The organism is Paenibacillus sp. 1A_MP2 (genome assembly GCF_052244825.1).
GTDB lineage: Bacteria > Bacillota > Bacilli > Paenibacillales > Paenibacillaceae > Paenibacillus > Paenibacillus vandeheii.
In genome coordinates this window covers 4790994-4812818 of record NZ_JBQQCS010000001.1, presented here as the reverse complement: position 1 = coordinate 4812818, position 21825 = coordinate 4790994, and the positions used below count along the sequence as shown (strand labels likewise).

The following is a 21825-nucleotide window of genomic DNA, read 5'->3' as shown; positions in this document are numbered from 1 at the left end:
GGCGTGCCTCTGTCTTTCTGTTTGTTTCTGTTTGTTTCGTAAAAGGAAAATAAGGATTTGCACTGAATAAGTAATAAATATATTTGTTTCAAGAGGAGAGGGAGCCGAATGAAAGCAACACATGCAGATATCAACTGGCTGGGCGATGTGAGCGTATTTGAAGTAAACCGCCTCAACGCATACTCGGATCATCGTTATTACCGCACGATGGAAGAAGCGAAAGCATCCGGTGCAATGGCTATGCGCTACGACCTTAACGGAACGTGGAAATTTAATTACGCCATCCGTCCGGATTGCCGTCCCGAAGCTTTTTACAAGCAGGACTTCTCCAGTGCCGGTTGGGATGATATTGAAGTGCCGGGGCATATTCAGCTCCAAGGGTACGGTCAGATCCAATATGTAAATACACAGTATCCTTGGGACGGGTTAAATGAACTGCGTCCACCTGCATTACCTCAGGACCAGAATCCGGTAGGCAGTTACATTCGCACATTCCATTTACCAACAGGCTGGCAGAACAGTCCGGTATATATTTCGTTTCAGGGTGTGGAATCTGCATTCTATGTATGGCTCAACGGACAATTTGTCGGGTATGGGGAAGACAGCTTCACACCATCCGATTTTGATCTGACCCCCTTCCTTCAGGACGGAGAGAATAAACTGGCTGTGGAAGTGTATCAACGCAGCACAGGCAGCTGGCTGGAAGATCAGGACTTCTGGCGGTTCTCCGGCATTTTCAGAGATGTGTATCTGTATACTGTACCGGCTGCGCATATTCGGGATGTGCGGGTTGTTACGGATCTGGACAAGTCTTATACCAATGGTACGCTAAACGTGGATCTTAAGCTTGAAGGGAAAGCCGCTGCGGGGGCAAAAGTGGAGGCTGAACTACGGGATGCTGAAGGCAACACGGTGAAAACGTTTGGTGGTATTGAAGTTACCAATGGTCTAGCGAGTCTTCGTGAGGAGATTGGCAAAGTAAATCTGTGGAGCGCGGAACTTCCTTATTTATATCGATTGTACATTTGTGTATATGATGCAACTGGTGAGTTGGTGGAGGTTGTGCCTCAGTCCGTTGGTTTCCGGACATTTGAAATGATTGATAAAGTGATGCACATCAATGGTAAACGTATTGTTTTCAAAGGGGTAAACCGTCATGAATTCAATCCGCGCCGTGGACGCGCTGTAACCAAAGAAGACATGTTATGGGATGTTCGTACCATCAAACAAAACAATATGAACGCTGTTCGTACATCTCACTATCCAAACCAAAGCCTGTGGTATGAACTGTGTGACGAATATGGATTGTATGTAATCGATGAAATGAACCTGGAGACGCACGGATCATGGCAGAAGCTTGGTGCAGTTGAGCCGTCATGGGTTATTCCTGGTGATAAACCGGAATGGCATGACATCGTTATGGATCGTGCAGTGTCGATGGTAGAGCGGGATAAAAATCATCCGTCCATTCTCATCTGGTCTTGTGGGAACGAGTCCCATGGTGGTGAAGTCATTTATAAAGTGTCTCAATACTTTAAAACAGCAGATCCGACCCGTCTCGTTCACTATGAAGGAGTCTTCCACGACCGTCGCTTTAACGAGACGAGTGACATGGAATCGCGCATGTATGCCAAACCGGCGGACATTGAGGAATTCCTTAACGCTGATCCGGAGAAACCTTATATCAGTTGTGAGTATATGCATGCTATGGGTAACTCCATTGGCGGTATGCATAAGTATACGGAACTGGAAGATAAATATCGGATGTACCAAGGCGGCTTCATTTGGGATTACATTGATCAGGCTATCTACAAAAAAGATCGTTACGGCAAGGAATTCCTAGCTTATGGTGGAGATTTCGGCGATCGTCCTTCGGACTATTCGTTCTGTGGCGACGGGATTGTGTACGCAGACCGTAAAGTGTCTGCCAAGATGCAGGAAGTAAAATTCCTGTACCAGAACATCAAGCTGTTCCCCGATCGGGAAGGTGTGAAAATCGTTAACGGTAATTTGTTTGCGGACACGTCTGAATTCGAACTGGTATACAGTCTGGAGCATGAAGGTCACAAAGTGCAGCACGGAACACTGGACGTAAACATAGGCCCACAAAGCGAAACTATTGTGAAGATTCCACTTAATGTGGAATCTCTTGCTGGTGGGGAATATGCAGTGAATACCGCGTTTATCTTAAAAGCGGATACGCTGTGGGCGGAAAAAGGCGAAGAAGTTGCCTTTGGACAGTTTATATTTACTCAGGGCAAGTCAGAAACTACGGTGTCGGATCTGAATCTAACCAATGAAATTCAGGTAGTAGAAGGGGACGTTAATATCGGTGTAAGGGTTGGTCAAACCCATGTCCTGTTCTCCAAAGCTTTCGGTACAATGGTATCTCTGAAGCTGTCAGGCCGCGAGACGATTGCTCAGCCTCCAGTGCCATTGTTCTGGCGTGCGACCACAGATAATGATAAAGGTACTGCCATGGGCTTCGAGCTTGGGGCTTGGTATGCTGCAAGTCTGCTGCCTAGATGTGTGAACTGGAAAGCGGAACAAAACCCGGATCAATATCGGATCGAATTCACATACAAGCTTAATATTTCGGCAGATGTACAAGTAAAAGTGGCGTATACGGTGCGTGCAGATGGTAGTGTGCATGTGCATAATACGTATAAAGGAACGGCAGGTTTGCCAGATCTTCCGATTCACGCCCTTTCCTTCAAGACTTCACCGGACTATGAAAACGTAGAGTGGCTGGCGCTGGGACCGGAAGAAAACTATACGGACCGTGCATTTGGCGTACGACTGGGTATCCATAACAGCAAGGTAGCAGATACCGTTGCGCCATATCTTGTACCGCAGGAGTCCGGCAACCGCACCGGTGTACGTTGGGCGAAATTGACCGACAACGCGGGACGTGGCTTCAAAATTGAATCTGCTGCAGCTCCAGTTGAGCTGAATGTGTCTCCATATACGGCACTTGAGCTTGAGAATGCACAACATGCGTATGAGCTACCTCCGGTGCATTATACGGTTGTAACGGTAGCCGGCAAACAAATGGGCGTCGGGGGCGACGATAGCTGGGGTGCACCGGTTCATCCGGAATACCGCATCGCCTCGGACAGCGAGCTGCAATTTGAATTTGTCATTCGTGCGCTGTAATAGGGATAGGGATATATAAGATGTAGCTAAAGGACAGAGGTCTCTGCAAGTTGGGGGCCTCTGTTTATTTCTTATGAGCTGATGGCCAATGAAACCGCTACCTTACTTGTCTCGTACTGTACTGGACATGGATAGAAGGAGGGGCTTATTTTGAGTAGAAAAGCAAAGACAGGTGTATGGGTAACGATACTCGTCATATTGGGCATCATCGTGGGATGCTTCATCTGGTATTTCAACACGGCTTCAGGTGAGCGTGCGCTGAAAACGATGCGATCCAATAACTCCGGCGGTCTGGAACGGGTGGTTAAAGTTTACAGTGACTCGGGAGAGTTGATTCATACGTATGAAGGTAAGATTGATTTGCAGGATACAGAGTATGGGAATAAGGTACTTTTTGATCTGGATGGCAAACGGATTGTGATCTATAACGCGACCGTTATAAGTGAAGAGAAGTAAATGGGGGGCGGTGTGGAGAGTTTAGACACGAGTATTCCGATGACACTCTTTCGCTCATATGGTAAAATTAAGGAAATTAGATGATTGAGAGGTGAGAGGCATGTTCTTGGAGATGTTGTTGATCCTGATTGCCATACTGGGAATGGGCGCATTTTATTGCTTAATCGCTTATTTCCTGATTCGTCTCATTTCCAGAAAAGCATTCAAGCGCACGTTAACCAAGTATGAAGCCATTGAAATATTGGTATGGGTAGCTATGGTGTTCTTTGCAATCGTGATGGTTAAGAATCAGTCATGGAATATCTTTTTGCCTATAGTTCTCCTTATGATTACAATGAATAACTTGCGCCGTTCAAATCGGAAGTACATAGAGATGAGCAAAGAGATGAACAATGAGGGGACTTAATATAATACTTGCTTTGGTTCAAGTACATAATATGGGATAACAAAAAGAAGCCCTCTTTCGAGAGCTTCTTTTCATGGGAGAGGAGAAACCGGACGAAGAGCTTATGGGGAAACGTAAGTCTTCTCCGCGGTTGTCTACGACACTTGTGATGTCGATAATTACAGGATGGCCTGGAAGTTTCCTTTTTATACATCTTCGTCAACAATTTGGTCAACAATTTTCTTGAGCGAAAGCAGACGGACTATTTTTCAAACTGAACCCGATTGTGGTACGATAGCTTTATCAATAAACTTACATAGAGAGAAAAGGTGACTCATCAGTGAGAGTGGTATCTGGGAGTGCGAAAGGCAGACCGCTGAAGGCTGTTCCTGGCACAGGAACGCGGCCGACCACCGACAAGGTGAAGGAAGCGTTGTTTAGTATGATTGGCCCTTATTTTGAGGGTGGTACAGCATTGGATCTGTTTGCAGGCAGTGGTGGTCTCGGTATTGAGGCGCTGAGCCGCGGCATGGACAAGGCTGTTTTTGTTGACTTGGAATCGAAGAGTATTGAAGTAATCCGTGCGAATCTGAAGGCAACCAAGCTGGAAGATCAGGCGGCTATATACCGGAATGATGCCAGTCGTGCATTGAAGGCGCTCGCCAAGCGAAGCACCCAATTTGATCTCGTATTTCTGGATCCGCCCTACCGTATGAAAAATGGGGACGAGTTAATGCTTACGATGCACGAGCTGGATCTGCTTGAACCGGAAGCGACCGTCGTGCTTGAATATGAATCCAAATATAATTACCCTGAGCAATTCGGCCCGTTTGAACAAACGCGCAAGGCATTGTATGGGGAGACAGCTGTATCCATCTATCATTATGCACCTGCTGCAGCAACAGAAGATGGAGAACCTAGCCCAGCGGAAGAGGAGGCTCCTCATGAGTGAAATGATACATCGTCAGGAACGAATTGCCGTATATCCAGGGAGTTTTGATCCCGTAACCATGGGCCATCTGGACATTATCGCCCGGGCGTCGAAGCAGTTTGATCGCGTCGTTGTGGCTGTATTGAATAATATGAGCAAAAATCCATTGTTTACGGTGGAAGAACGCAAGAGTCTCATTACGGAAGTCACGAGTCATCTGCCGAATGTGGAAGTGGACAGCTTCCGTGATCTGACGGCGAATTATGTACGGCAAAAAGATGCTCAGGTCATTGTCCGCGGCATTCGCTCGGTGACGGATTTTGAATATGAGCTGCAGTTGGCTTCCACCAACAGCAAGCTGAATCCGGATGCGGAAACCATCTTTATGATGACCAATCCAAAGTATTCTTATCTGAGCTCCAGCATCGTCAAGGAAATTGCCCACTACCATGGAGATGTCACCGATTTGGTCTCACCTGAAGTGGAAGCTGCGCTGCGTCAAAAAATTAGCGAGAAAAACGGCGGTTGAACCAGAAGGTCAGCCCGGACAGGCTGATCATGACGGTAAGCAGTAATGCCAAACCGACACAGGCAGCAGGAAAGCCGCTCCAGACAGCCTCGATGATGTCTGAGGTGTTCATGCCAACCAGGGATTGCTTGTTCAGAAATGGTGCCAAACGGTTGCCTGAAGTGGGCTGGAAAGTGGTCCAGACCTCGGAGCTGTAACGGCTGAATGGCAGCCACAGCAGCAAACTGATGGAAAATGCAACCAACGCATGAAGCAGACGGACTCCGGCAAAATACAGCATGGACGTTGTAGCAAGTCCGGCAGCTTTCAGCACAGCGGAGACTTGCAAAAGGGAGCACAGACCTCCCCAGCCGAGAACGGCTGCAAGCAAAGATATCAGGAGAACGGGTGTCAGTGGGCTCTGACTCAAGTGATAGGTCCCGAGATGGAGCTCCAGTAGTGAGGGCCAAAAAGTTACGGAAGTATCCGGGGTGATATAGAGCGTGAGCAGCCGAACAAATACGGCAAACACAATCATATATCCTCCGGTCATCATTAACGTTTGTACAGCTTGGGAGACCGTGTCACCAAGCAATTTGCCGAACCCGCGTCCGTCACGTTCCTGGGCGTCGCGGGCTGCAAGCATCATCTGGGACCACAGACTACGCTTTTTGAGTGAAGCAGTGTGGCTCGCAGATGTGAGTTTTTTCGGATCGGAAGCAACCTTATTGCTTTCCAAATCAGCAGATGAAATGGTGATACGGGTATTTTTTGATTTCACAGGCAGAAGACGTACTCCGATCATGGTAGCGATCCAGCCGCTAACCCAGTGAACGATCAGAAGGAAATATCCGGCCGCAGGCTGGTGGAGAAAGCTGCACCAATGACAAGTATAATCATCAGTGGATTGGCGAAATGAGCTGCTGCTGCAACAATACCCGCCTGTTTGGCGGTAATTTGTTGATCCTGCGCTAATCGGGATGCGGTATCCGCACCTGCTGGAAAGCCGCCGCACATGCCGACAGCAATAGCCAGTCCGGCTTTGCCTGGCAGGCGGAACCAGCGCTGCATCAAAGGTCCTAGCAAGACGCCAAGCGCGTGGGTGAAGCCGAAAGCAGTCAGCATTTGGGATAACATCAGGAATGGAAGCATGGCAGGAAAGATGATTTTCCACCAAATATCCAAACCTTGGATAGATGCATCAAATGCATCTTTCGGAGATACAACTACTGCAACTACCAGCAATAAAGCGCCGGTACTCAGAAGTACTGTTCGTAACGGTCCAGAGCCCGTAACTTCGCTCTGCATTGTCATTGTTTCACCTCATATGGATAGTGCCGCATACACTCGGCCAGGATTGGTTGTGGACGGCCGAATGACGCCCGTGGGCGCTTCGGCCTTGACCGGATAGGCTACTGTAAACAGCGGCCTATCCGGCCTGTACCATTGTATGCAAAAGCATGAGAGTGTTAGACTTATAATTATTGAAAGATACGCAAAGAACGGGGGCTCATGCAATGAATCAGATTCGGAAATCTGGCGGATTCAGAGCTTCGATCTTTGTGATCGTGGTCGCTCTAGTCGTCTATGTTGCGGTATATATGCCAACGCCATATATCATTTATATGCCAGGCAGTGCCGATGAAGTAAAACCAATGGTTACCGTGAAAGAGGGGGATGAGGAAGAACGCGGTGTGTTTATGATGACGACAGTGTCGGCAACATATGCCAATGTGTTTTTGCTAGGAACCTCTTTGTTTAATCGAAATGCACAAGTGGATAAAAAAGAAGATCGACTGCGCGGCAAAAGCGAAGCGGAATACTCTGCCGAACAGGTCTGGTTCATGAGTGATTCACAATCCTCGGCAATGGAGGCAGCTTATGAGCAAGCGGGAGTGAAATACTCGATCGTTCCTGAGCATATTTTTGTATTTGGACTGTCTGAAGATCCAAAACCTAAGGGAGATATTGAGCCCGGAGATATTATTTTGGGTGTAGACGGAACGGCAACTCCAGACAATACGGTGCTCTCTGAGCTGTTGAAGAACAAAAAGGTCGGAGATACGGTTGAGATGCAATTAGAGCGAAGCGGAGAGACCATCAGCCGCGATGTTCAACTGATTGAAGTGAAGGACAGCAAAACGGGTGAAACTCGCCCAGCATTGGGTGTCATGATCGGTGCGGTACAGAAGGTCAAAGCAGAAGATCCGGATAAACAGATATCTTTCACGGATACTCAGGTAGGTGGCCCATCTGCCGGACTGATGTTCACCCTGGAGATTTACAATCAGTTGACTCCTGGAGATTTGACGAAAGGTCACCGAATTGCTGGCACAGGCACGATTAACAAAGAAGGTGTGGTTGGCGCAATTGGTGGCGTTGTACACAAAATTGTTGCGGCAGACCGGAAAGAAGCAGAAATTTTCTTTGTGCCGAAGGACAATTATAAGGAAGCTGAAACCAAGGCTGAACAGATTGGTACCAAAATGAAACTTGTCCCTGTTAGCACGGTGGATGACGCACTGGCTTATCTGAAAACCTTGTCCGTCAAATCATAAAACGATCATTATTCGTGAACTGGATGGCTAAAAGAAAGCTTGAATAATGTAAAAACCCCCTATTGCAACGATGTCGAATCGGTGTGCAATAGGGGGTTTTTGGTTGAATAATCCATATCATATAACGAATCATCAACAGAGTGTGATCACTTTTATATCGGTACATCTGGATTGCATTAATTCAGTTGGAAATTGGCAAAACCTAGTGAGTTGATCCGATTGAACAATAATGTTGAGGGCTTCGAATGGTTATGTTCATTCCGCTATGGATATGACTGGATGTAAAGCTAGAGCCTCACAGGCGGTTCATAGTAGTCGCTGTACATGATGCGCGTATCGACGTGTTCGCAGGCGAGTCCGTATGCTGCCTGAGCTTGTACATCCAGCTCCAGCTGGTTATGGACAAAGGTCGATGGTTTCATCAGCACAGGCAGAGAAGCCGTCTTTTTCATGTGTTTCAAGAGGCTCTGTCCTTGTGCATTAAACCCCAGCACCCGCAGATATCCTGGGCCTTCAGCCAGTTTCTCGGGTGAACACTCGGCCTTAGTATGGTTCAGCAGCAAATGGGTCAGCATGCGCTGCAGCTTTGTGCGTGTGTACCGTTTCGTCTTGAGCGCGTTCAGCAACGCTTCGACTGAAGGCTCCGGGAGCTGAGCAAGCGTGCGGCTCAGCCGGTGTTCGAGCCCTTCCGTGACCTCGGCGATCTGCTCCAGCTCGGAGGCACGGCGGGTGGCCGCGATGTGCAGCAGCGGCTGTGCAAAGCGCTCCCAGTGCACGGGAGCGCGCCCTTCCTGCCATTCGCGCCGCAGAATGGCAAGGGTTGCCGCCGGCACGTATGGCGCGGCGGCTTCGGGCCCGTCCGCCATCAGCAGGCGGCGGACGGCGGTTGCACTGGCGATCGCCCCCGGTCCGGGCGTCGCCTCGTGATACGCGGCACCGGTACGCGCCGCCGTAAAGGGCTTGATCGCGCTGCCCAGCCGTTGCAGCGCGATCAGGTAATGCAGCCCAAGCGAATTGTTGGGCTGCCCCAGCAGTGCAGCGGCGTCGTCCGCATCGACGCCGCCAGGCGCCAGTGCTGCCGCCGCACCTGCGTAAGCGGCGGGGTAGCTGGCGCCTTCCCGCAGGCGGCGCGCGATATCCTCGCGCAGCCCTGCGGGCTCCACAGCCAGCACGCGCGCAATGCGCTGCAGGCTGTCCAGGTCGCCGGACTCGCTGCCGAAGCAGAGCGAGTCCACAGCGCCGGTGCGATGCAGCAGCGACACCGCACCAAAGGCAAACCACTCTGCCGGTTGTACAGCATAGGCAACCGGCAGTTCAATCACAAGATCGGCGCCAGCATGCAGCGCCATCTCGGTGCGTGCCCTTTTGCCCACGATAGCGGGTTCGCCGCGCTGGAGGAAAGGGCCGCTCATGACGGCCACAACAACGTCCGCTCCACTGAGCCGCCTTGCTTCACTCAGATGGTAGACATGTCCGTTATGTAAAGGATTATATTCAACAATGACGCCAACGGCTTTCATATGGGAACGCGCTCCTTTCGGTAACAATACAATCGGAAAGAAATTTTTCACTTCCTGGCCCGATAACATACGAGCTCATCTTGTTCCATAATAGGCCATGGATATCCCTTTGTTCAAATCATGAAGCAATATAATTAAACGAAATAGACACGAATTCTTCTCATGGATAGAGCTCAAACCTGCTCACAAAATGCATGACTTGTAGTTTAGCCTATAGTAAGCCTATAATGTACCAGGGATTGAATGCGGTTCGGGATCTTCATTTTATAAAGGGTGTAAAGTTAAAAGTGTTGACAAACGTCTTGAAAAATCGGTATAATGATTTTTGTTTGTTAAGTCAATTTCATAATACTTTTAACGATGATTCGTCAGAATACATACAGTCAGGAATATGATGTGTTGCAAGAGTCAGGCTTGACCTGTATAACTGTCGTAAGGCGTTTAACTTTAATTATGAGATTGGTTTCGTTTGGAGTGATGGGAAATGTTAATGCCATTTCGCAAAGTGGCTACCAGTGACCGACCCCTGCAGTTCAATGAACAGTGGGATATCAAGGAACTGGTTTCTAACCGACAGGATATCACAGCCGTTACCCCGCTGACTGCGGATTTATCTGCAGAGTACAGAGAGGGCGACGTTGTGGATGTTCATGGCAAACTGACAGCAGGAGTGGACATGTTATGCTCCCGATGTCTCAAGCCGATTAATGAACATTTTCATATTGATTTTCATGAGCAATTCAAGCAGGGGAAACAGCCAGAGGAATTGCCCGAAGATGACGATACTTTCTACGTGGATGGAGAGAGCGTTGATCTGAAAGGTTATGCCGAGGAAGCTTTTCTGCTGGATCTTCCGTTTATACCGCTATGCAGCGATACATGCAAAGGGTTATGCCCGAAGTGTGGCCATGAGCTGAACGAAGGTGACTGCGGTTGTGATAACCAAGTTATCGATCCGCGGCTTGCAGGGCTCAAGGATTTTTTTAAATGAGCATGAGTGAAAATCGAACATTGTAACAACTACCTGCAAAGGTTGATTTTGATAAGGAGGTGGGAATAATGGCAGTACCTCAACGGAGAACGTCCAAGACGCGTCGCGACAAACGTCGCACTCACTTTAAATTGGCTGTACCGGGCATGGTGAAATGTGAACAATGTGGCGAACTTAAACTTAGTCACCACGTGTGCAAAGTGTGCGGAACGTACAAAGCAAGAGAGATCATCTCTCAATAATAGCTAGACATCAAGTAGCACTTCATTTCGATGAGGTGCTACTTTTTTTAGACCATAACATCGCAAGATGGACCACTTCTACCTGTATTCTATCTCCTTTGAATTGAATTCAAAAAAACGATTTTCATATTTTGGTAATGCACCGTACTGGCTGTGTTCGGGACTGTGAAGCCAGGCTCCGCAAGGCAGGATTGTTTTTGTTCAGCCAGCCTTTCTTTTTGACACGGGATGAGATATACTATAGTTTAGTACCAGGTTCTAAGATTTGACGTTACATAAACATGAACCATGATTCGTGTGAGAACGACCCTGCTGAACAGGGATGCAACTATAGAAGCACGTGGAAGAATGTTGAACTGACCGGATGAGGCGGTTCCTTAAACGATACAGCGGGGGTGTCAGGCATCGAACGTGTACCGAAGAGACAGAGGCAGCAGCAGTTGACCAAAATGATCGAAGACAACCCGTTTGTGACGGATCAGGAACTTACACGCCAATTGAAGGTGAGTATTCAGACGATTCGTCTCGACAGGCTTGAGCTTGGGATTCCCGAGCTGCGAGAGCGGATGAAGCTGATGGCCGAGCGTTCCTACGATCAGGTGCGCTCCTTGCCCCTGCATGAGATTATCGGTGATATTGTGGACCTGCAGCTGGACAAGAGCGGGATTTCATTGTTTGAAATAAAGGAAGAACATGTATTTTCAAGAACGGGCATCGCTCGGGGGCACTATGTCTTTGCACAGGCCAACTCCCTGGCAGTAGCCGTTATCAATGATGAGATCGCTTTGACGGCTTCCGCAGACATTCGTTTTGTCCGTTCGGTTCATTTGGGAGAGAAATGTATTGCGAAGGCATATGTAAGATCGATCCCGGGTCAAAAGGGTAAAGCGAAAGTGGAAGTTTTTACTTACGTGGGTGAAGAAATGGTGTTTCAAGGCAACTTTGTAATCTACCATTCAGGTGGAGAAGACAGCGTAGAAGGAGGTCATATGGAATGAAAATCGTCATTGATGCCATGGGAGGCGACAACGCACCTGCGGCAACAGTAGAAGGTGCGATCGCCGCAGCTACGGAATGGGCGGATACACAGATCGTTCTGGTCGGCGATGAAGCCAAGCTGGAACCTCTTCTGAGCAAGTCAGGCGCAAAACCTGCCAATCTGACGGTTCGGCATGCTTCCGAAGTGATTGGGTCGGATGACGAGCCAGTTAAGGCTGTCCGACGCAAAAAGGATGCCTCCATGGTAGTCGCAGGCCGGATGTTGAAGGAAGGCGAAGCGGATGCCATGATCTCCGCGGGCAATACCGGAGCACTGATGACAGCCGGATTGCTTGTGGTCGGTCGTATGGAAGGCATTGAGCGCCCGGCACTTGCGCCCATGATTCCCACGATTGATGATGTGGGTGTACTGGCACTTGATCTCGGGGCGAATATGGATGCGAAACCGGAACACCTTGCACAGTATGGTCTGATGGGCAGCTTGTATCGGCAAAAAGTGCAGGGAATTGCCTCGCCAAGAGTTGGCCTGCTCAATGTGGGAACGGAGCCGGGTAAGGGGAATGAGTTGACCAAACATGCATATCCTTTGCTGGAGCAACTACCGATCCGTTTTGTTGGTAACGTAGAGGCCCGTGACGTGCTAACAGGTGCGTGTGATGTGCTTGTGTGTGATGGGTTTGCCGGAAATATATTGCTCAAATCGCTTGAAGGTACGGCAGGTGCCATTTTCGCTCTGCTTAAGGAACAATTCTCATCATCTCTCAAAAGCAAACTGGCTGCTGCTGTGCTTATGCCTGAGCTGCGTGGTTTGAAACGGAAACTGGATTATACGGAGCATGGTGGTGCACCGCTCCTCGGTTTGAGCAGACTTGTGGTGAAAAGCCATGGATCGGCTGATGGCAATGCCATCAAAAATGCTGTGCGCCAAGCACGGATTGCAGTACAGAACCAGCTGGTGGAGAGCATATCTAAGGAAATTAGCGGGAAGTGAGTGACGACATGAATAATTTGCGCCCGGTAGGGGTTATCGGTACAGGCAAATATGTACCTGAGAAAATTTTGACAAACAGCGATTTGGAGAAAATGGTCGATACGAATGATGAGTGGATCGTCAGTCGTACAGGAATCAAGGAGCGTCACATCGCTGCACCGGATCAGGCAACTTCAGATCTGGCATACGAGGCGGCTATCAAAGCACTTGAATCTGCTGGCATGACTGGTAGTGATCTCGATCTAATTATTGTGGCAACCATTACACCGGACTCTTCGTTCCCATCTACTGCTTGTATTCTGCAAGATAAGCTTGGTGCCAAGGGCGCTGCGGCATTTGACTTGTCTGCTGCCTGCTCGGGATTTGTATATGGTCTGGCGACTGCAACCAGCTTCATCAAAAGCGGCATGTACAATAATGCACTTGTTATTGGTGCAGATTGTTTGTCTCGTATTACCGACTATACCGACCGTAACACCTGTGTGCTGTTTGGCGATGGTGCAGGCGCGGTTATCGTGGGTGAAGTACCGGAAGGCCGTGGATTCAAATCATTCGATCTCGGAGCTGAAGGTGCGGGCGGAAGCCTGCTTCAAATGGAAGGCGGCGGTTCACGTCTGCCTGCATCCGTAGAAACGGTTGAGAACAAAAAACATTACATTTACATGAATGGCCGTGAAGTGTTTAAATTTGCAGTACGGGTGATGGGGACAGCGACAGTCGAAGTGCTGCGCAAGGCTGGCCTGGAACGTACGGACGTGGATTTGTTTGTTCCTCACCAAGCCAATATCCGGATTATCCAATCTGCAATGCAGCGACTAGAACTTCCAGAAGAGAAAGTTGTGGTCAACGTGGATAAATACGCCAACACATCTGCAGCTTCCATCCCGCTTGCTTTGGTTGAAGCCGCTGAAGAAGGTCGCATGAAAGCCGGAGATACTGTCCTGATGGTAGGTTTCGGTGGCGGACTGACGTGGGGCGCATCCGTACTTGTTTGGTAAACTAGACAGCTGGGAGAGTTGAATGGCATGGGTAAAATAGCATTTGTATTTCCCGGACAGGGATCACAGGCTGTAGGCATGGCTAAGGACGCGTATCAGTCCGTGCCTGCGGCAACAGAAATTTTTCGTACAGCGGACGAAACGTTGGGTTTCTCGCTGAGTAACCTGGTATTCGAAGGACCAGAGACCGAGTTGAAACAAACATCGAATACGCAACCGGCTCTGCTGACAGCCAGTATCGCATTGCTTGAGGCTTTTAGAGAAAAAGGAATTCAGCCTGATTTTACAGCTGGACACAGCCTTGGTGAATACAGTGCACTGGTAGCAGCGGGCGTTCTTTCGTTCGCGGATGCGGTAAGTATTGTGCGTGCACGCGGTCAATATATGGAACAGGCTGTTCCGGGTGGACAGGGAGCGATGGCTGCTGTATTGGGTGCGGATCGGGAAGCGCTGGGGGTGCTTTGCCGGGATGTATCCGAAAGCGGTCATGCAGTTGAACTAGCAAATATAAATTGTCCGGGACAAATCGTGATCTCCGGTGTGAAGGAAGGGGTAGCTGCTGTCGCTGAACGGGTCAAGGAAGCGGGCGGCAAACGTGCCATCACACTCGAAGTAAGCGGTCCGTTCCACTCTTCCCTAATGAAGGATGCAGCAGAGAAGCTGGCTGAGAAACTGAAAACTGTTTCGTTCTCACCCGGGACGGTCCCTGTAGTCGCAAATGTGACTGCAAGACCTGTGGAGGACGGTAAGGTACAGGATTTGTTGACAGCACAGGTCTATTCTCCGGTTTTATGGGAAGACAGTGTGACATGGCTTATTGAGCAAGGTGTAGATACCTTTATCGAGATTGGTTCTGGCAGTGTGTTAACAGGTTTGATTAAAAAAACAGATAAAACCGTTAAACTGTACAATGTAAACAGTCTTGAGACGCTCGAAGCAACGGCAGCTGCACTAATTTGATTAACCATGATTAGATTTGGGGAAAGGAGGAATGATTATGTCTAAACCATTACAAGGCAAAAATGCGCTCGTTACTGGTGCATCTCGTGGCATTGGGCGCAGTATTGCACTCGTTTTGGCCGAGGCAGGCGCCAACGTGGCCGTAAATTATGCGGGCAGTCAAGCGGCAGCTGAGGAAGTAGCGGAAGCAATTCGTGCCAAAGGTGTCGAGGCCATAACGATACAAGCGAATGTAGGCCAGATGGACGAAGCCGAGAAAATGGTCAAAGCTACGATTGAAGCGTGGGGCAACGTTGATATTCTTGTTAACAATGCTGGAATTACCCGTGATAATCTGATCATTCGCATGAAGAAGAGGAATTCGATCAGGTGATCGAAACCAATCTCAAAGGGGTGTTTAACTGCCTTAAGGCAGTTACGCGTCCAATGATGAAGCAACGGTCTGGAAGAATTATTAACATCTCCTCGGTTGTGGGTGTGCTCGGAAATGCTGGACAAGCCAACTATGTTGCTGCCAAGGCAGGGGTCATCGGTTTGACAAAGGCTTCTGCACGTGAGCTTGCTTCCCGCGGCATCACAGTGAACTGCGTTGCGCCAGGATTTATTGAGACCGATATGACGAAGGAATTGTCCCAGGAGATCGTGGACAATATGTTGAACGGTATTCCGTTGTCCCGTCTGGGCCAGCCGGATGAAATTGCCGGTGTTGTCACGTTCCTGGCTTCAGAAGCTTCATCTTATATGACAGGGCAGACACTGCATGTTGATGGTGGCATGTACATGTAATTCTTCCCGGACTTGAACAATAGTCGGGGAACAGGCGCTGGACGATCCGAAATGCCGGAAAAAGGCCGGGTTCCCCGGCCGGGAGCCGCATATGTCTTCTATGGCATTTTGCCTGCGATTCTCGTATAATACCAAGGAGGAGGTGAACCGGATGTCCGATGTATTGGAGCGTGTAAAACGCATCGTCGTCGACCGCTTGGGCGCAGACGAAGCTGAAGTTACACTTGAAGCATCTTTCAAAGAAGATTTGGGTGCTGATTCTTTGGATGTAGTGGAATTGGTCATGGAATTGGAAGATGAATTCGATTTGGAAATCTCTGATGAAGATGCAGAAAAAATCACGACCGTAGGTGAAGTTGTAAACTACATACAATCTCATACCTAAAGTCAATTCAGTCCCGCTCCTGTTTTCGAACAGGCGGGACTTCTCATCATTCATTGGTTTTTCTCATTCCGCAAGCGGCGCTGGTCAAACGGATCTTCGGATCATGCTTGGCTAGACGTCTGCTTGCGGATATTCCCACAAAATACTTGCGTAATGCAGTCGATATAGAGGTGAGTTGGTTTGAAACAAAGAGTTGTAATTACCGGAATGGGCGTAATGACATCGCTCGGAAAAGATTTGGAAACGTTCTGGGGAAGTTTAATGGCAGGCAAGTCCGGAATCTCTCAGATTGAGGCGTTTGATGTAAGTGAATACACCACTCAAATTGCAGCCGAGATCAAGGATTTCAACCCGGAAGAGTACATGGATCGCAAAGATGCACGTAAAATGGACCGTTTTGTTCAATTCGCTGTAGCAGCTGGCTTCAAAGCCGTTGAAGACAGTGGTCTGAAAATTGACGAGAACATTGATGCAGAGCGCTTCGGTGTGTCCATCGGATCGGGTATCGGTGGATTGGGTACTTGGGAAGACCAACATAATGCATTGTTGCAAAAGGGTCCTAAACGCGTAAGCCCATTTTTCATTCCGATGATGATCTCCAACATGGCTTCTGGCCAAATGTCGATTTCTCTCGGGGCGAAAGGTCCTAACATCAACGTGGTAACAGCCTGTGCTACAGGAACACACTCCATTGGAGATTCCTTCAAGCTGATTGCAAACGGAGATGCGGACGCGATGATCTGCGGTGGTGCGGAAGCGACGATCAGACCAACCGGTCTGGCTGGGTTCTGTGCAATGCGTGCCATGTCTACACGTAATGATGATCCTGCCAAATCAAGCCGTCCTTTTGACACCGAACGTGACGGATTTGTTATGGGTGAAGGTGCGGGTGTTCTGATCCTTGAATCCCTTGAACATGCACAAAAACGTGGTGCCCGTATTTATGGTGAGGTTATTGGTTACGGTCTCACGGGGGATGCACATCACATGACAGAACCTGATCCGGATGGCGCAGCTCGTTGCATGAAGATGGCTCTGCGTAATGCTGGAATTGAACCGGAAGAAGTGGACTACATCAACGCACACGGAACATCAACTCCTGTAGGTGACAGATCCGAAACGCTTGCGATCAAAAAAGCGTTTGGCGATCATGCGTACAAGCTTGCGGTGAGTTCAACCAAATCGATGACAGGTCATATGCTTGGTGCTGCTGGTGGCGTGGAAGCCGTAATCTGCGGATTGTCGCTGACACATCAAACGCTTGCTCCAACAATCAACCTGGAAAATCAGGACCCGGAATGTGATCTGGACTACGTTCCAAACGTTCCACGTCAAACTAAAGTCAATATTGCCATGTCCAATTCATTTGGGTTCGGCGGTCACAATGCCACCATTATTCTCAAAAAATTTGAAGCATAAGGGGCTAGTTCGTTTGAGTGAAGATCTGAAGCAGTTACAACACAAACTTCAAATCAAATTTGACAACAGGCAGCTTTTAAAACAAGCGTTTACCCATGCTTCTTATGTAAACGAACACCGGTTCAGTCAGCATCAGGATAACGAACGTCTGGAGTTTCTGGGCGATGCGGTACTGGAACTGACTGTGTCGGAATACTTGTATCACTTGTTTCCTAACCGGCCGGAGGGTGAATTAACCAAGCTGCGGGCATCGATTGTCTGTGAGCCTTCCCTCGTCAAATTTGCTGAAGCGTTGGGTTTTGGGCAGTATGTACTTCTTGGTAAAGGTGAGGAACTGACGGGAGGACGAACAAGACCGGCTTTATTAGCGGATGTGTTTGAATCTTTCATCGGTGCATTATATCTGGATCAGGGATTGGCGCCTGTCCGGACATTCCTGGATCAGCATGTATTTCCGTTAATCGTTCTGGGTAGCAAGCTGCAAATGAGCGATTACAAAACGGAATTGCAGGAACTCACTCAGCATCACAATATGGGAGCTCTTGAATACCGTATCGTTGAGGAACGGGGCCCTGCCCATGAACGGGAGTTTGTCTCCGAGGTCCATATGGGTCAAGAACGGCTTGGCAGAGGTACAGGACGTTCCAAAAAGGAAGCCGAGCAACAGGCTGCATCCGCAGCACTGGATCGACTGAAGCTTCCGGAAGCCTGAGCTTTACCGTAAGCGCATAGACAAACGAAGAGCAAAGAGCAGCCCGCGGGTCCGCCTGGCGGAATTTATCGGCCGGACTGCTTTTTGCTCTTTTTTTGTAAGGAGGATCAGGATTTGCTTTTCTTGATCGATAACTAGGCGCTGAATGCAACACTTGAAATTTGCAAGAGGAGGTGACGGGAAACCCTATGTTTTTAAAACGGATTGAACTGGGTGGATTCAAGTCATTCGCCGACAAAACGGAAATGGAATTCGTTCGTGGCATAACCGCTGTTGTAGGCCCGAACGGAAGTGGGAAAAGTAATATTTCAGACGGCATACGCTGGGTTCTTGGGGAACAAAGCGCCAAATCACTGCGTGGTGGCAAGATGGAAGATATCATTTTTGCCGGCAGTGATGCACGGAAGGCTGTTAATTATGGTGAAGTTTCATTGACGCTGGATAACGAAGATCATGCACTTGCTTTGGACTTTGGTGAAGTGACGGTAACGCGTCGTGTACATCGCAGCGGAGACAGTGAGTATTTTATCAACAAGCAGTCCTGTCGTTTGAAGGATATTACGGAATTGTTTATGGATACCGGGATCGGCAAGGAAGCCTACTCGATTATTGGACAGGGACGAATCGAAGAGATTCTGAGTACCCGTTCAGAGGATCGCAGGGGGATCTTTGAAGAGGCATCAGGTATTGTTAAATATAAATCACGCAAACGGGATGCTACTCGCAAACTGGATGAGACGGAACAGAATTTATTGCGGATTCATGATCTGGTCACCGAGCTACAAGACCAGATTGGTCCGTTAAAGGAACAATCGGAAAAAGCGATCCATTACAAGGAATTGCGTGGACAGCTGAAATCCCAGGAAATTTCCATGTACGTGTATCAGATCGAACAAATTCATGCTTCCTGGAGCAAAGCAAACCAACGACTCGAATCGTTGAAACAGGAAGAAGTCGGGTTGGCTGCCATCGTCTCTACTCATGATGCCAAGCTGGAAAGTGATCGGATTGCACTGCGCACGTTGGAAACGGAGACAGAACAGCTGCAATCCGCCTTACTGCAATTCAGTGAAGCAACGGAGAAAAGCGAAGGTCTCGGGGAACTGCTCAAGGAGCGTTCACGTCATTTGCAGACAAACCAGGAACAGCTTAAAGTGACGCTTGCTGCTAGTGAAGAGAGACATCGGGAGCGTGAAGCCGAGTTACTTGCATTACGCGAAAAGTTTGCCAAACTTGAGCTTGAACTGAATGACGTGAGAAACCGTCTTTCCGAGGAAGAGGCCAAACTCATCGGCGTCACTGGCGGTATCAGCCAACAGCAGGAGGAAAGCCTTAAGGGCAACTTGCTGGAACTGATGAATCAGATGGCCCAGACACGAAACGAAATTCGTTACGCGGACCAACAGAAAGAGACGCTGGAACGGCGAATGAATCGCGCGACGGAGGAATCCGGCAAGTGGGAAGGCCAGAAGGAAACGCTGGAAGCCCGCAAAACGGAGATTGAGAAAAAAGTCGTTCGCTTGGGCAAGGAAATCAGTGATCTGCGCGGTGGATATATTACGGAAAGTGAACGTCTTCAGTCGTTGCAGAAGCTGCTCGAAGAAAGCCGGGGAACGGTCCGTAAGTGGGAGCAAAAACGTGAAGCTCAGGTCTCCCGTCGCGATACAATGAAAGAAATGCAGGATGATTTCGACGGTTTCATGCTGGGTGTCAAAGAAGTACTTAAGGCATCACGCAAGGGTACATTGAGCGGGGTTCATGGGGCTGTTGCAGAGCTCGTTAAAGTACCTGAGAAGATCGAACTTGCGGTAGAGACAGCGATGGGTGCTTCCCTGCAGCATGTCGTCATGGAGAATGAATCAGTATCCAGACAGGCAATTGCATTTCTAAAACAACGTCAATTGGGCAGAGCTACGTTCCTCCCGCTGGATGTTATTCGTCCACGTACCATTGGTGCGGGTGAACGTTCAATGATCGAAGGCATGGATGGATTTGTGGGCATTGGTGCGGATCTCGTACAATACGAATCCCGATATGCTTCGATCATTGGAAGCTTGCTCGGAAATGTCATTATTGCGGAAAAGCTGGAGGATGCCAACAAAATCGCGGCTCGCTGCCAATATCGTTTCCGGGTCGTAACTCTGGAAGGCGATGTGGTTAACGCAGGGGGTTCGATGACTGGTGGTAGCCAGCACAAGAAAAATGTAAGTCTGCTCAGTCGAAAACGGCAGCTGGACCAGCTGGATCAGGATATTGTGGACACCGAAAATCAAATAGTAAAACTGCATCGCGTTGTGGATGATGTAAAAACTCAACTAGAGCAGTGTCAGGATAAGCTGGACGAGCTGCGCCAGTCAGGAGATGACACCCGAAATGCAGAGCAGCAGGCTTCAATGGAAATGAAGCAGGTTGAGCATGAGCTACGTCACGTACTGGAACAGGTTGCGGTAGCCGGGCAGGAAAAGAGCGGGTTTACCGAGGAAATCAAAGAGATGGATACAGCCCGCGATGTCGCTGTGAAGAAGCTGGAGCAGCTTGAGGAAGAAGAGAAGGCGACCCATCGTGCCATTCATGCCGCAGAATTCGCGCGTAAAGCGAATGAATCCGCGAAGGAGGAATTGCAGACCCAGCTCACCGAACTGAAAGTTCGAGAAGGTAAACTGGATCAGGAGCGATTCTCCAACGAGGAGCAATTGCGGCGTCTGGAGCGTGAAGTGGAATCACTGGTGAAGGATCTTCGTCAAAATCGCACGCTGCTGGCCTCCATGGAAGCCGATCTGAAGAAAACAGAGACTGAGAGTGTTAAACAGATTGAAGATCTTAACCAATACAAGCTGAAAAAAGCGGAATCTGCACAGGAGCTGGATTTCAAGCGTGCTGCCCGAAGCGAGCTGTCGAAGAAGCTTGAGCTTGCGGAGAGCGAAACGAAGGAACAGCGCACACAGCTGAAAGCTGTGGAGGAACAGATGCGCCAAACGGAGATTTCCGTGAACAGACTTGATGTTGAGCTGGAAAACATCTTACGCAAATTGATGGATGAGTATGAGCTCGGTTATGAGCTTGCCAAAGAGCGTTATCCAGTGCCGGAAGATGTGGAGAGCACACAAGCTGAGGTACAGAAACTGAAGCGCAGCATAACAGCTCTTGGTGATGTCAATCTGGGAGCGATTGAGGAATTTCAGCGGGTTAATGAGCGGTATGAGTTCCTCAGCACGCAGAAGGACGATCTTGTTGAAGCGAAAACAACGTTGTATCAGGTCATTCGCGAAATGGAAGACGAGATGGCCAAGCGATTCAAAATGACATTTGATGCGATTCGCCGGGAATTCGGCACGGTCTTCACCAAGCTGTTTGGCGGAGGGCGCGCGGATCTGGTCTTGATGGACCCTGAGCGTTTGCTGGACACGGGTATTGATATCGTCGCTCAGCCGCCTGGCAAAAAGCTGCAAAACCTGCAGCTATTATCCGGTGGAGAACGAGCGCTGACTGCGATGGCGTTGTTGTTTGCTATTCTGCATGTTAAGCCTGTACCGTTCTGCGTACTGGATGAAGTCGAAGCCGCGCTGGACGAAGCTAACGTGGTACGTTTTGCCCAGTATTTGCGTGAGTTCTCGGAACAGACACAGTTCATTGTTGTTACACATCGCAAAGGCACAATGGAAGAAGCGGATGTGCTGTATGGCGTTACGATGGAAGAGGGCGGAGTATCCAAGCTCGTTTCGGTTAAACTGGAAGATGAGGAAGCTGTCATTGCCTGATCTTTGAGTGATTGTCACACATGAACTCATCTAATATCATTTAAACCAAGAAATGTACACGATGGAGGGG

19 protein-coding genes and 1 pseudogene are annotated in these 21825 nt (G+C 49.0%); 17 read left to right on the top strand and 3 right to left on the bottom strand.

Features of this window, described 5'->3' with window-relative positions:
• Positions 1 to 108: 108 nt before the first annotated feature.
• The 5 genes from ACTWJ7_RS23485 to coaD all read left to right on the top strand — a co-directional run bounded on the left by ACTWJ7_RS23485 (position 109) and on the right by coaD (position 5457).
• The gene (locus ACTWJ7_RS23485; RefSeq protein ID WP_301879284.1) at positions 109 to 3156 is read left to right on the top strand and encodes a glycoside hydrolase family 2 TIM barrel-domain containing protein; all 3048 of its coding nucleotides are present in this window, start codon (positions 109 to 111) and stop codon (positions 3154 to 3156) included.
• Between the two features lie 150 nt (positions 3157 to 3306).
• The gene (locus tag ACTWJ7_RS23480; protein ID WP_024630161.1) at positions 3307 to 3612 is read left to right on the top strand and encodes a hypothetical protein; all 306 of its coding nucleotides are present in this window, start codon (positions 3307 to 3309) and stop codon (positions 3610 to 3612) included.
• Positions 3613 to 3712: 100 nt separating this feature from the next.
• Entirely contained in the window at positions 3713 to 4018 is a 306-nt protein-coding gene (locus ACTWJ7_RS23475; RefSeq protein ID WP_301879283.1) for a hypothetical protein, read from the top strand.
• Positions 4019 to 4337: 319 nt separating this feature from the next.
• Positions 4338 to 4949 (top strand): 16S rRNA (guanine(966)-N(2))-methyltransferase RsmD, encoded by a 612-nt coding sequence (rsmD, locus tag ACTWJ7_RS23470; RefSeq protein ID WP_301879282.1) that lies wholly within the window; start codon positions 4338 to 4340, stop codon positions 4947 to 4949.
• Position 4950: 1 nt separating this feature from the next.
• A complete protein-coding gene (gene coaD / locus ACTWJ7_RS23465; protein ID WP_094936495.1) occupies positions 4951 to 5457 on the top strand; it encodes a pantetheine-phosphate adenylyltransferase in 507 nt (168 codons plus the stop codon).
• Here the strand turns inward: coaD and ACTWJ7_RS23460 are convergent.
• Positions 5435 to 6241 carry a hypothetical protein gene (locus ACTWJ7_RS23460; RefSeq protein WP_443145912.1) on the bottom strand — a complete coding sequence of 269 codons (807 nt, stop codon included), beginning with the start codon at positions 6239 to 6241 and terminating at the stop codon, positions 5435 to 5437. The genes coaD and ACTWJ7_RS23460 overlap by 23 nt on opposite strands.
• 32 nt (positions 6242 to 6273) lie before the next feature.
• Positions 6274 to 6750: a nucleoside recognition domain-containing protein gene (locus ACTWJ7_RS23455; protein WP_443145911.1), complete on the bottom strand. Its 477-nt coding sequence runs from the start codon at positions 6748 to 6750 to the stop codon at positions 6274 to 6276.
• Positions 6751 to 6953: 203 nt separating this feature from the next.
• Between ACTWJ7_RS23455 and ACTWJ7_RS23450 the strand changes: the two genes are divergently transcribed.
• Positions 6954 to 7994 carry a SepM family pheromone-processing serine protease gene (locus ACTWJ7_RS23450; RefSeq protein WP_301879279.1) on the top strand — a complete coding sequence of 347 codons (1041 nt, stop codon included), beginning with the start codon at positions 6954 to 6956 and terminating at the stop codon, positions 7992 to 7994.
• Positions 7995 to 8281: 287 nt separating this feature from the next.
• On the opposite strand, the gene ACTWJ7_RS23445 is transcribed toward ACTWJ7_RS23450, so the two are convergent.
• Positions 8282 to 9514, bottom strand: coding sequence for a nucleotidyltransferase (locus ACTWJ7_RS23445; RefSeq protein ID WP_079347289.1), 1233 nt, complete (start codon positions 9512 to 9514; stop codon positions 8282 to 8284).
• A 484-nt stretch (positions 9515 to 9998) separates the two neighbouring features.
• Here ACTWJ7_RS23445 and ACTWJ7_RS23440 point away from each other — a divergent pair, with 484 nt between their 5' ends.
• From ACTWJ7_RS23440 to smc, 11 genes and pseudogenes are all read left to right on the top strand, one after another.
• Entirely contained in the window at positions 9999 to 10505 is a 507-nt protein-coding gene (locus ACTWJ7_RS23440) for a YceD family protein (protein WP_024630170.1), read from the top strand.
• Positions 10506 to 10573: 68 nt separating this feature from the next.
• Complete coding sequence (rpmF, locus tag ACTWJ7_RS23435; RefSeq protein ID WP_017689233.1) at positions 10574 to 10747, top strand: 50S ribosomal protein L32; 174 nt, start codon at positions 10574 to 10576, stop codon at positions 10745 to 10747.
• Between the two features lie 449 nt (positions 10748 to 11196).
• Complete coding sequence (gene fapR, locus ACTWJ7_RS23430; RefSeq protein WP_052016600.1) at positions 11197 to 11745, top strand: transcription factor FapR; 549 nt, start codon at positions 11197 to 11199, stop codon at positions 11743 to 11745.
• A complete protein-coding gene (gene plsX, locus ACTWJ7_RS23425) occupies positions 11742 to 12737 on the top strand; it encodes a phosphate acyltransferase PlsX (protein ID WP_024630172.1) in 996 nt (331 codons plus the stop codon). Before fapR ends, plsX begins: the two co-directional genes overlap by 4 nt.
• Before the next feature lie 8 nt (positions 12738 to 12745).
• Positions 12746 to 13735, top strand: coding sequence for a beta-ketoacyl-ACP synthase III (locus ACTWJ7_RS23420; protein WP_024630173.1), 990 nt, complete (start codon positions 12746 to 12748; stop codon positions 13733 to 13735).
• 27 nt (positions 13736 to 13762) lie between these two features.
• Entirely contained in the window at positions 13763 to 14695 is a 933-nt protein-coding gene (gene fabD / locus ACTWJ7_RS23415; RefSeq protein WP_443145910.1) for an ACP S-malonyltransferase, read from the top strand.
• 37 nt (positions 14696 to 14732) lie between these two features.
• Positions 14733 to 15481, top strand: a pseudogene (fabG, locus tag ACTWJ7_RS23410) (3-oxoacyl-[acyl-carrier-protein] reductase).
• Between the two features lie 151 nt (positions 15482 to 15632).
• Positions 15633 to 15866: an acyl carrier protein gene (acpP, locus tag ACTWJ7_RS23405; RefSeq protein ID WP_024630176.1), complete on the top strand. Its 234-nt coding sequence runs from the start codon at positions 15633 to 15635 to the stop codon at positions 15864 to 15866.
• A gap of 180 nt (positions 15867 to 16046) precedes the next feature.
• Positions 16047 to 17285 (top strand): beta-ketoacyl-ACP synthase II, encoded by a 1239-nt coding sequence (gene fabF, locus ACTWJ7_RS23400; protein WP_024630177.1) that lies wholly within the window; start codon positions 16047 to 16049, stop codon positions 17283 to 17285.
• A 13-nt stretch (positions 17286 to 17298) separates the two neighbouring features.
• Positions 17299 to 17997, top strand: coding sequence for a ribonuclease III (rnc, locus tag ACTWJ7_RS23395; RefSeq protein WP_024630178.1), 699 nt, complete (start codon positions 17299 to 17301; stop codon positions 17995 to 17997).
• Positions 17998 to 18185: 188 nt separating this feature from the next.
• The gene (smc, locus tag ACTWJ7_RS23390) at positions 18186 to 21755 is read left to right on the top strand and encodes a chromosome segregation protein SMC (RefSeq protein ID WP_443145909.1); all 3570 of its coding nucleotides are present in this window, start codon (positions 18186 to 18188) and stop codon (positions 21753 to 21755) included.
• Positions 21756 to 21825 lie beyond the last annotated feature (70 nt).

Bases quoted from the DNA above. Each gene is read 5' to 3' on its own strand.
- ACTWJ7_RS23485 (WP_301879284.1), top strand. From the start codon at position 109: ATGAAAGCAACACATGCAGATATCAACTGGCTGGGCGATGTGAGCGTA.
- ACTWJ7_RS23475 (WP_301879283.1), top strand. From the start codon at position 3,713: ATGTTCTTGGAGATGTTGTTGATCCTGATTGCCATACTGGGAATGGGC.
- coaD (WP_094936495.1), top strand. From the start codon at position 4,951: ATGATACATCGTCAGGAACGAATTGCCGTATATCCAGGGAGTTTTGAT.
- ACTWJ7_RS23460 (WP_443145912.1), bottom strand. From the start codon at position 6,241: ATGATCGGAGTACGTCTTCTGCCTGTGAAATCAAAAAATACCCGTATC.
- ACTWJ7_RS23455 (WP_443145911.1), bottom strand. From the start codon at position 6,750: ATGACAATGCAGAGCGAAGTTACGGGCTCTGGACCGTTACGAACAGTA.
- ACTWJ7_RS23450 (WP_301879279.1), top strand. From the start codon at position 6,954: ATGAATCAGATTCGGAAATCTGGCGGATTCAGAGCTTCGATCTTTGTG.
- ACTWJ7_RS23445 (WP_079347289.1), bottom strand. From the start codon at position 9,514: ATGAAAGCCGTTGGCGTCATTGTTGAATATAATCCTTTACATAACGGA.
- ACTWJ7_RS23440 (WP_024630170.1), top strand. From the start codon at position 9,999: ATGTTAATGCCATTTCGCAAAGTGGCTACCAGTGACCGACCCCTGCAG.
- rpmF (WP_017689233.1), top strand. From the start codon at position 10,574: ATGGCAGTACCTCAACGGAGAACGTCCAAGACGCGTCGCGACAAACGT.
- fapR (WP_052016600.1), top strand. From the start codon at position 11,197: ATGATCGAAGACAACCCGTTTGTGACGGATCAGGAACTTACACGCCAA.
- plsX (WP_024630172.1), top strand. From the start codon at position 11,742: ATGAAAATCGTCATTGATGCCATGGGAGGCGACAACGCACCTGCGGCA.
- ACTWJ7_RS23420 (WP_024630173.1), top strand. From the start codon at position 12,746: ATGAATAATTTGCGCCCGGTAGGGGTTATCGGTACAGGCAAATATGTA.
- fabD (WP_443145910.1), top strand. From the start codon at position 13,763: ATGGGTAAAATAGCATTTGTATTTCCCGGACAGGGATCACAGGCTGTA.
- acpP (WP_024630176.1), top strand. From the start codon at position 15,633: ATGTCCGATGTATTGGAGCGTGTAAAACGCATCGTCGTCGACCGCTTG.
- smc (WP_443145909.1), top strand. From the start codon at position 18,186: ATGTTTTTAAAACGGATTGAACTGGGTGGATTCAAGTCATTCGCCGAC.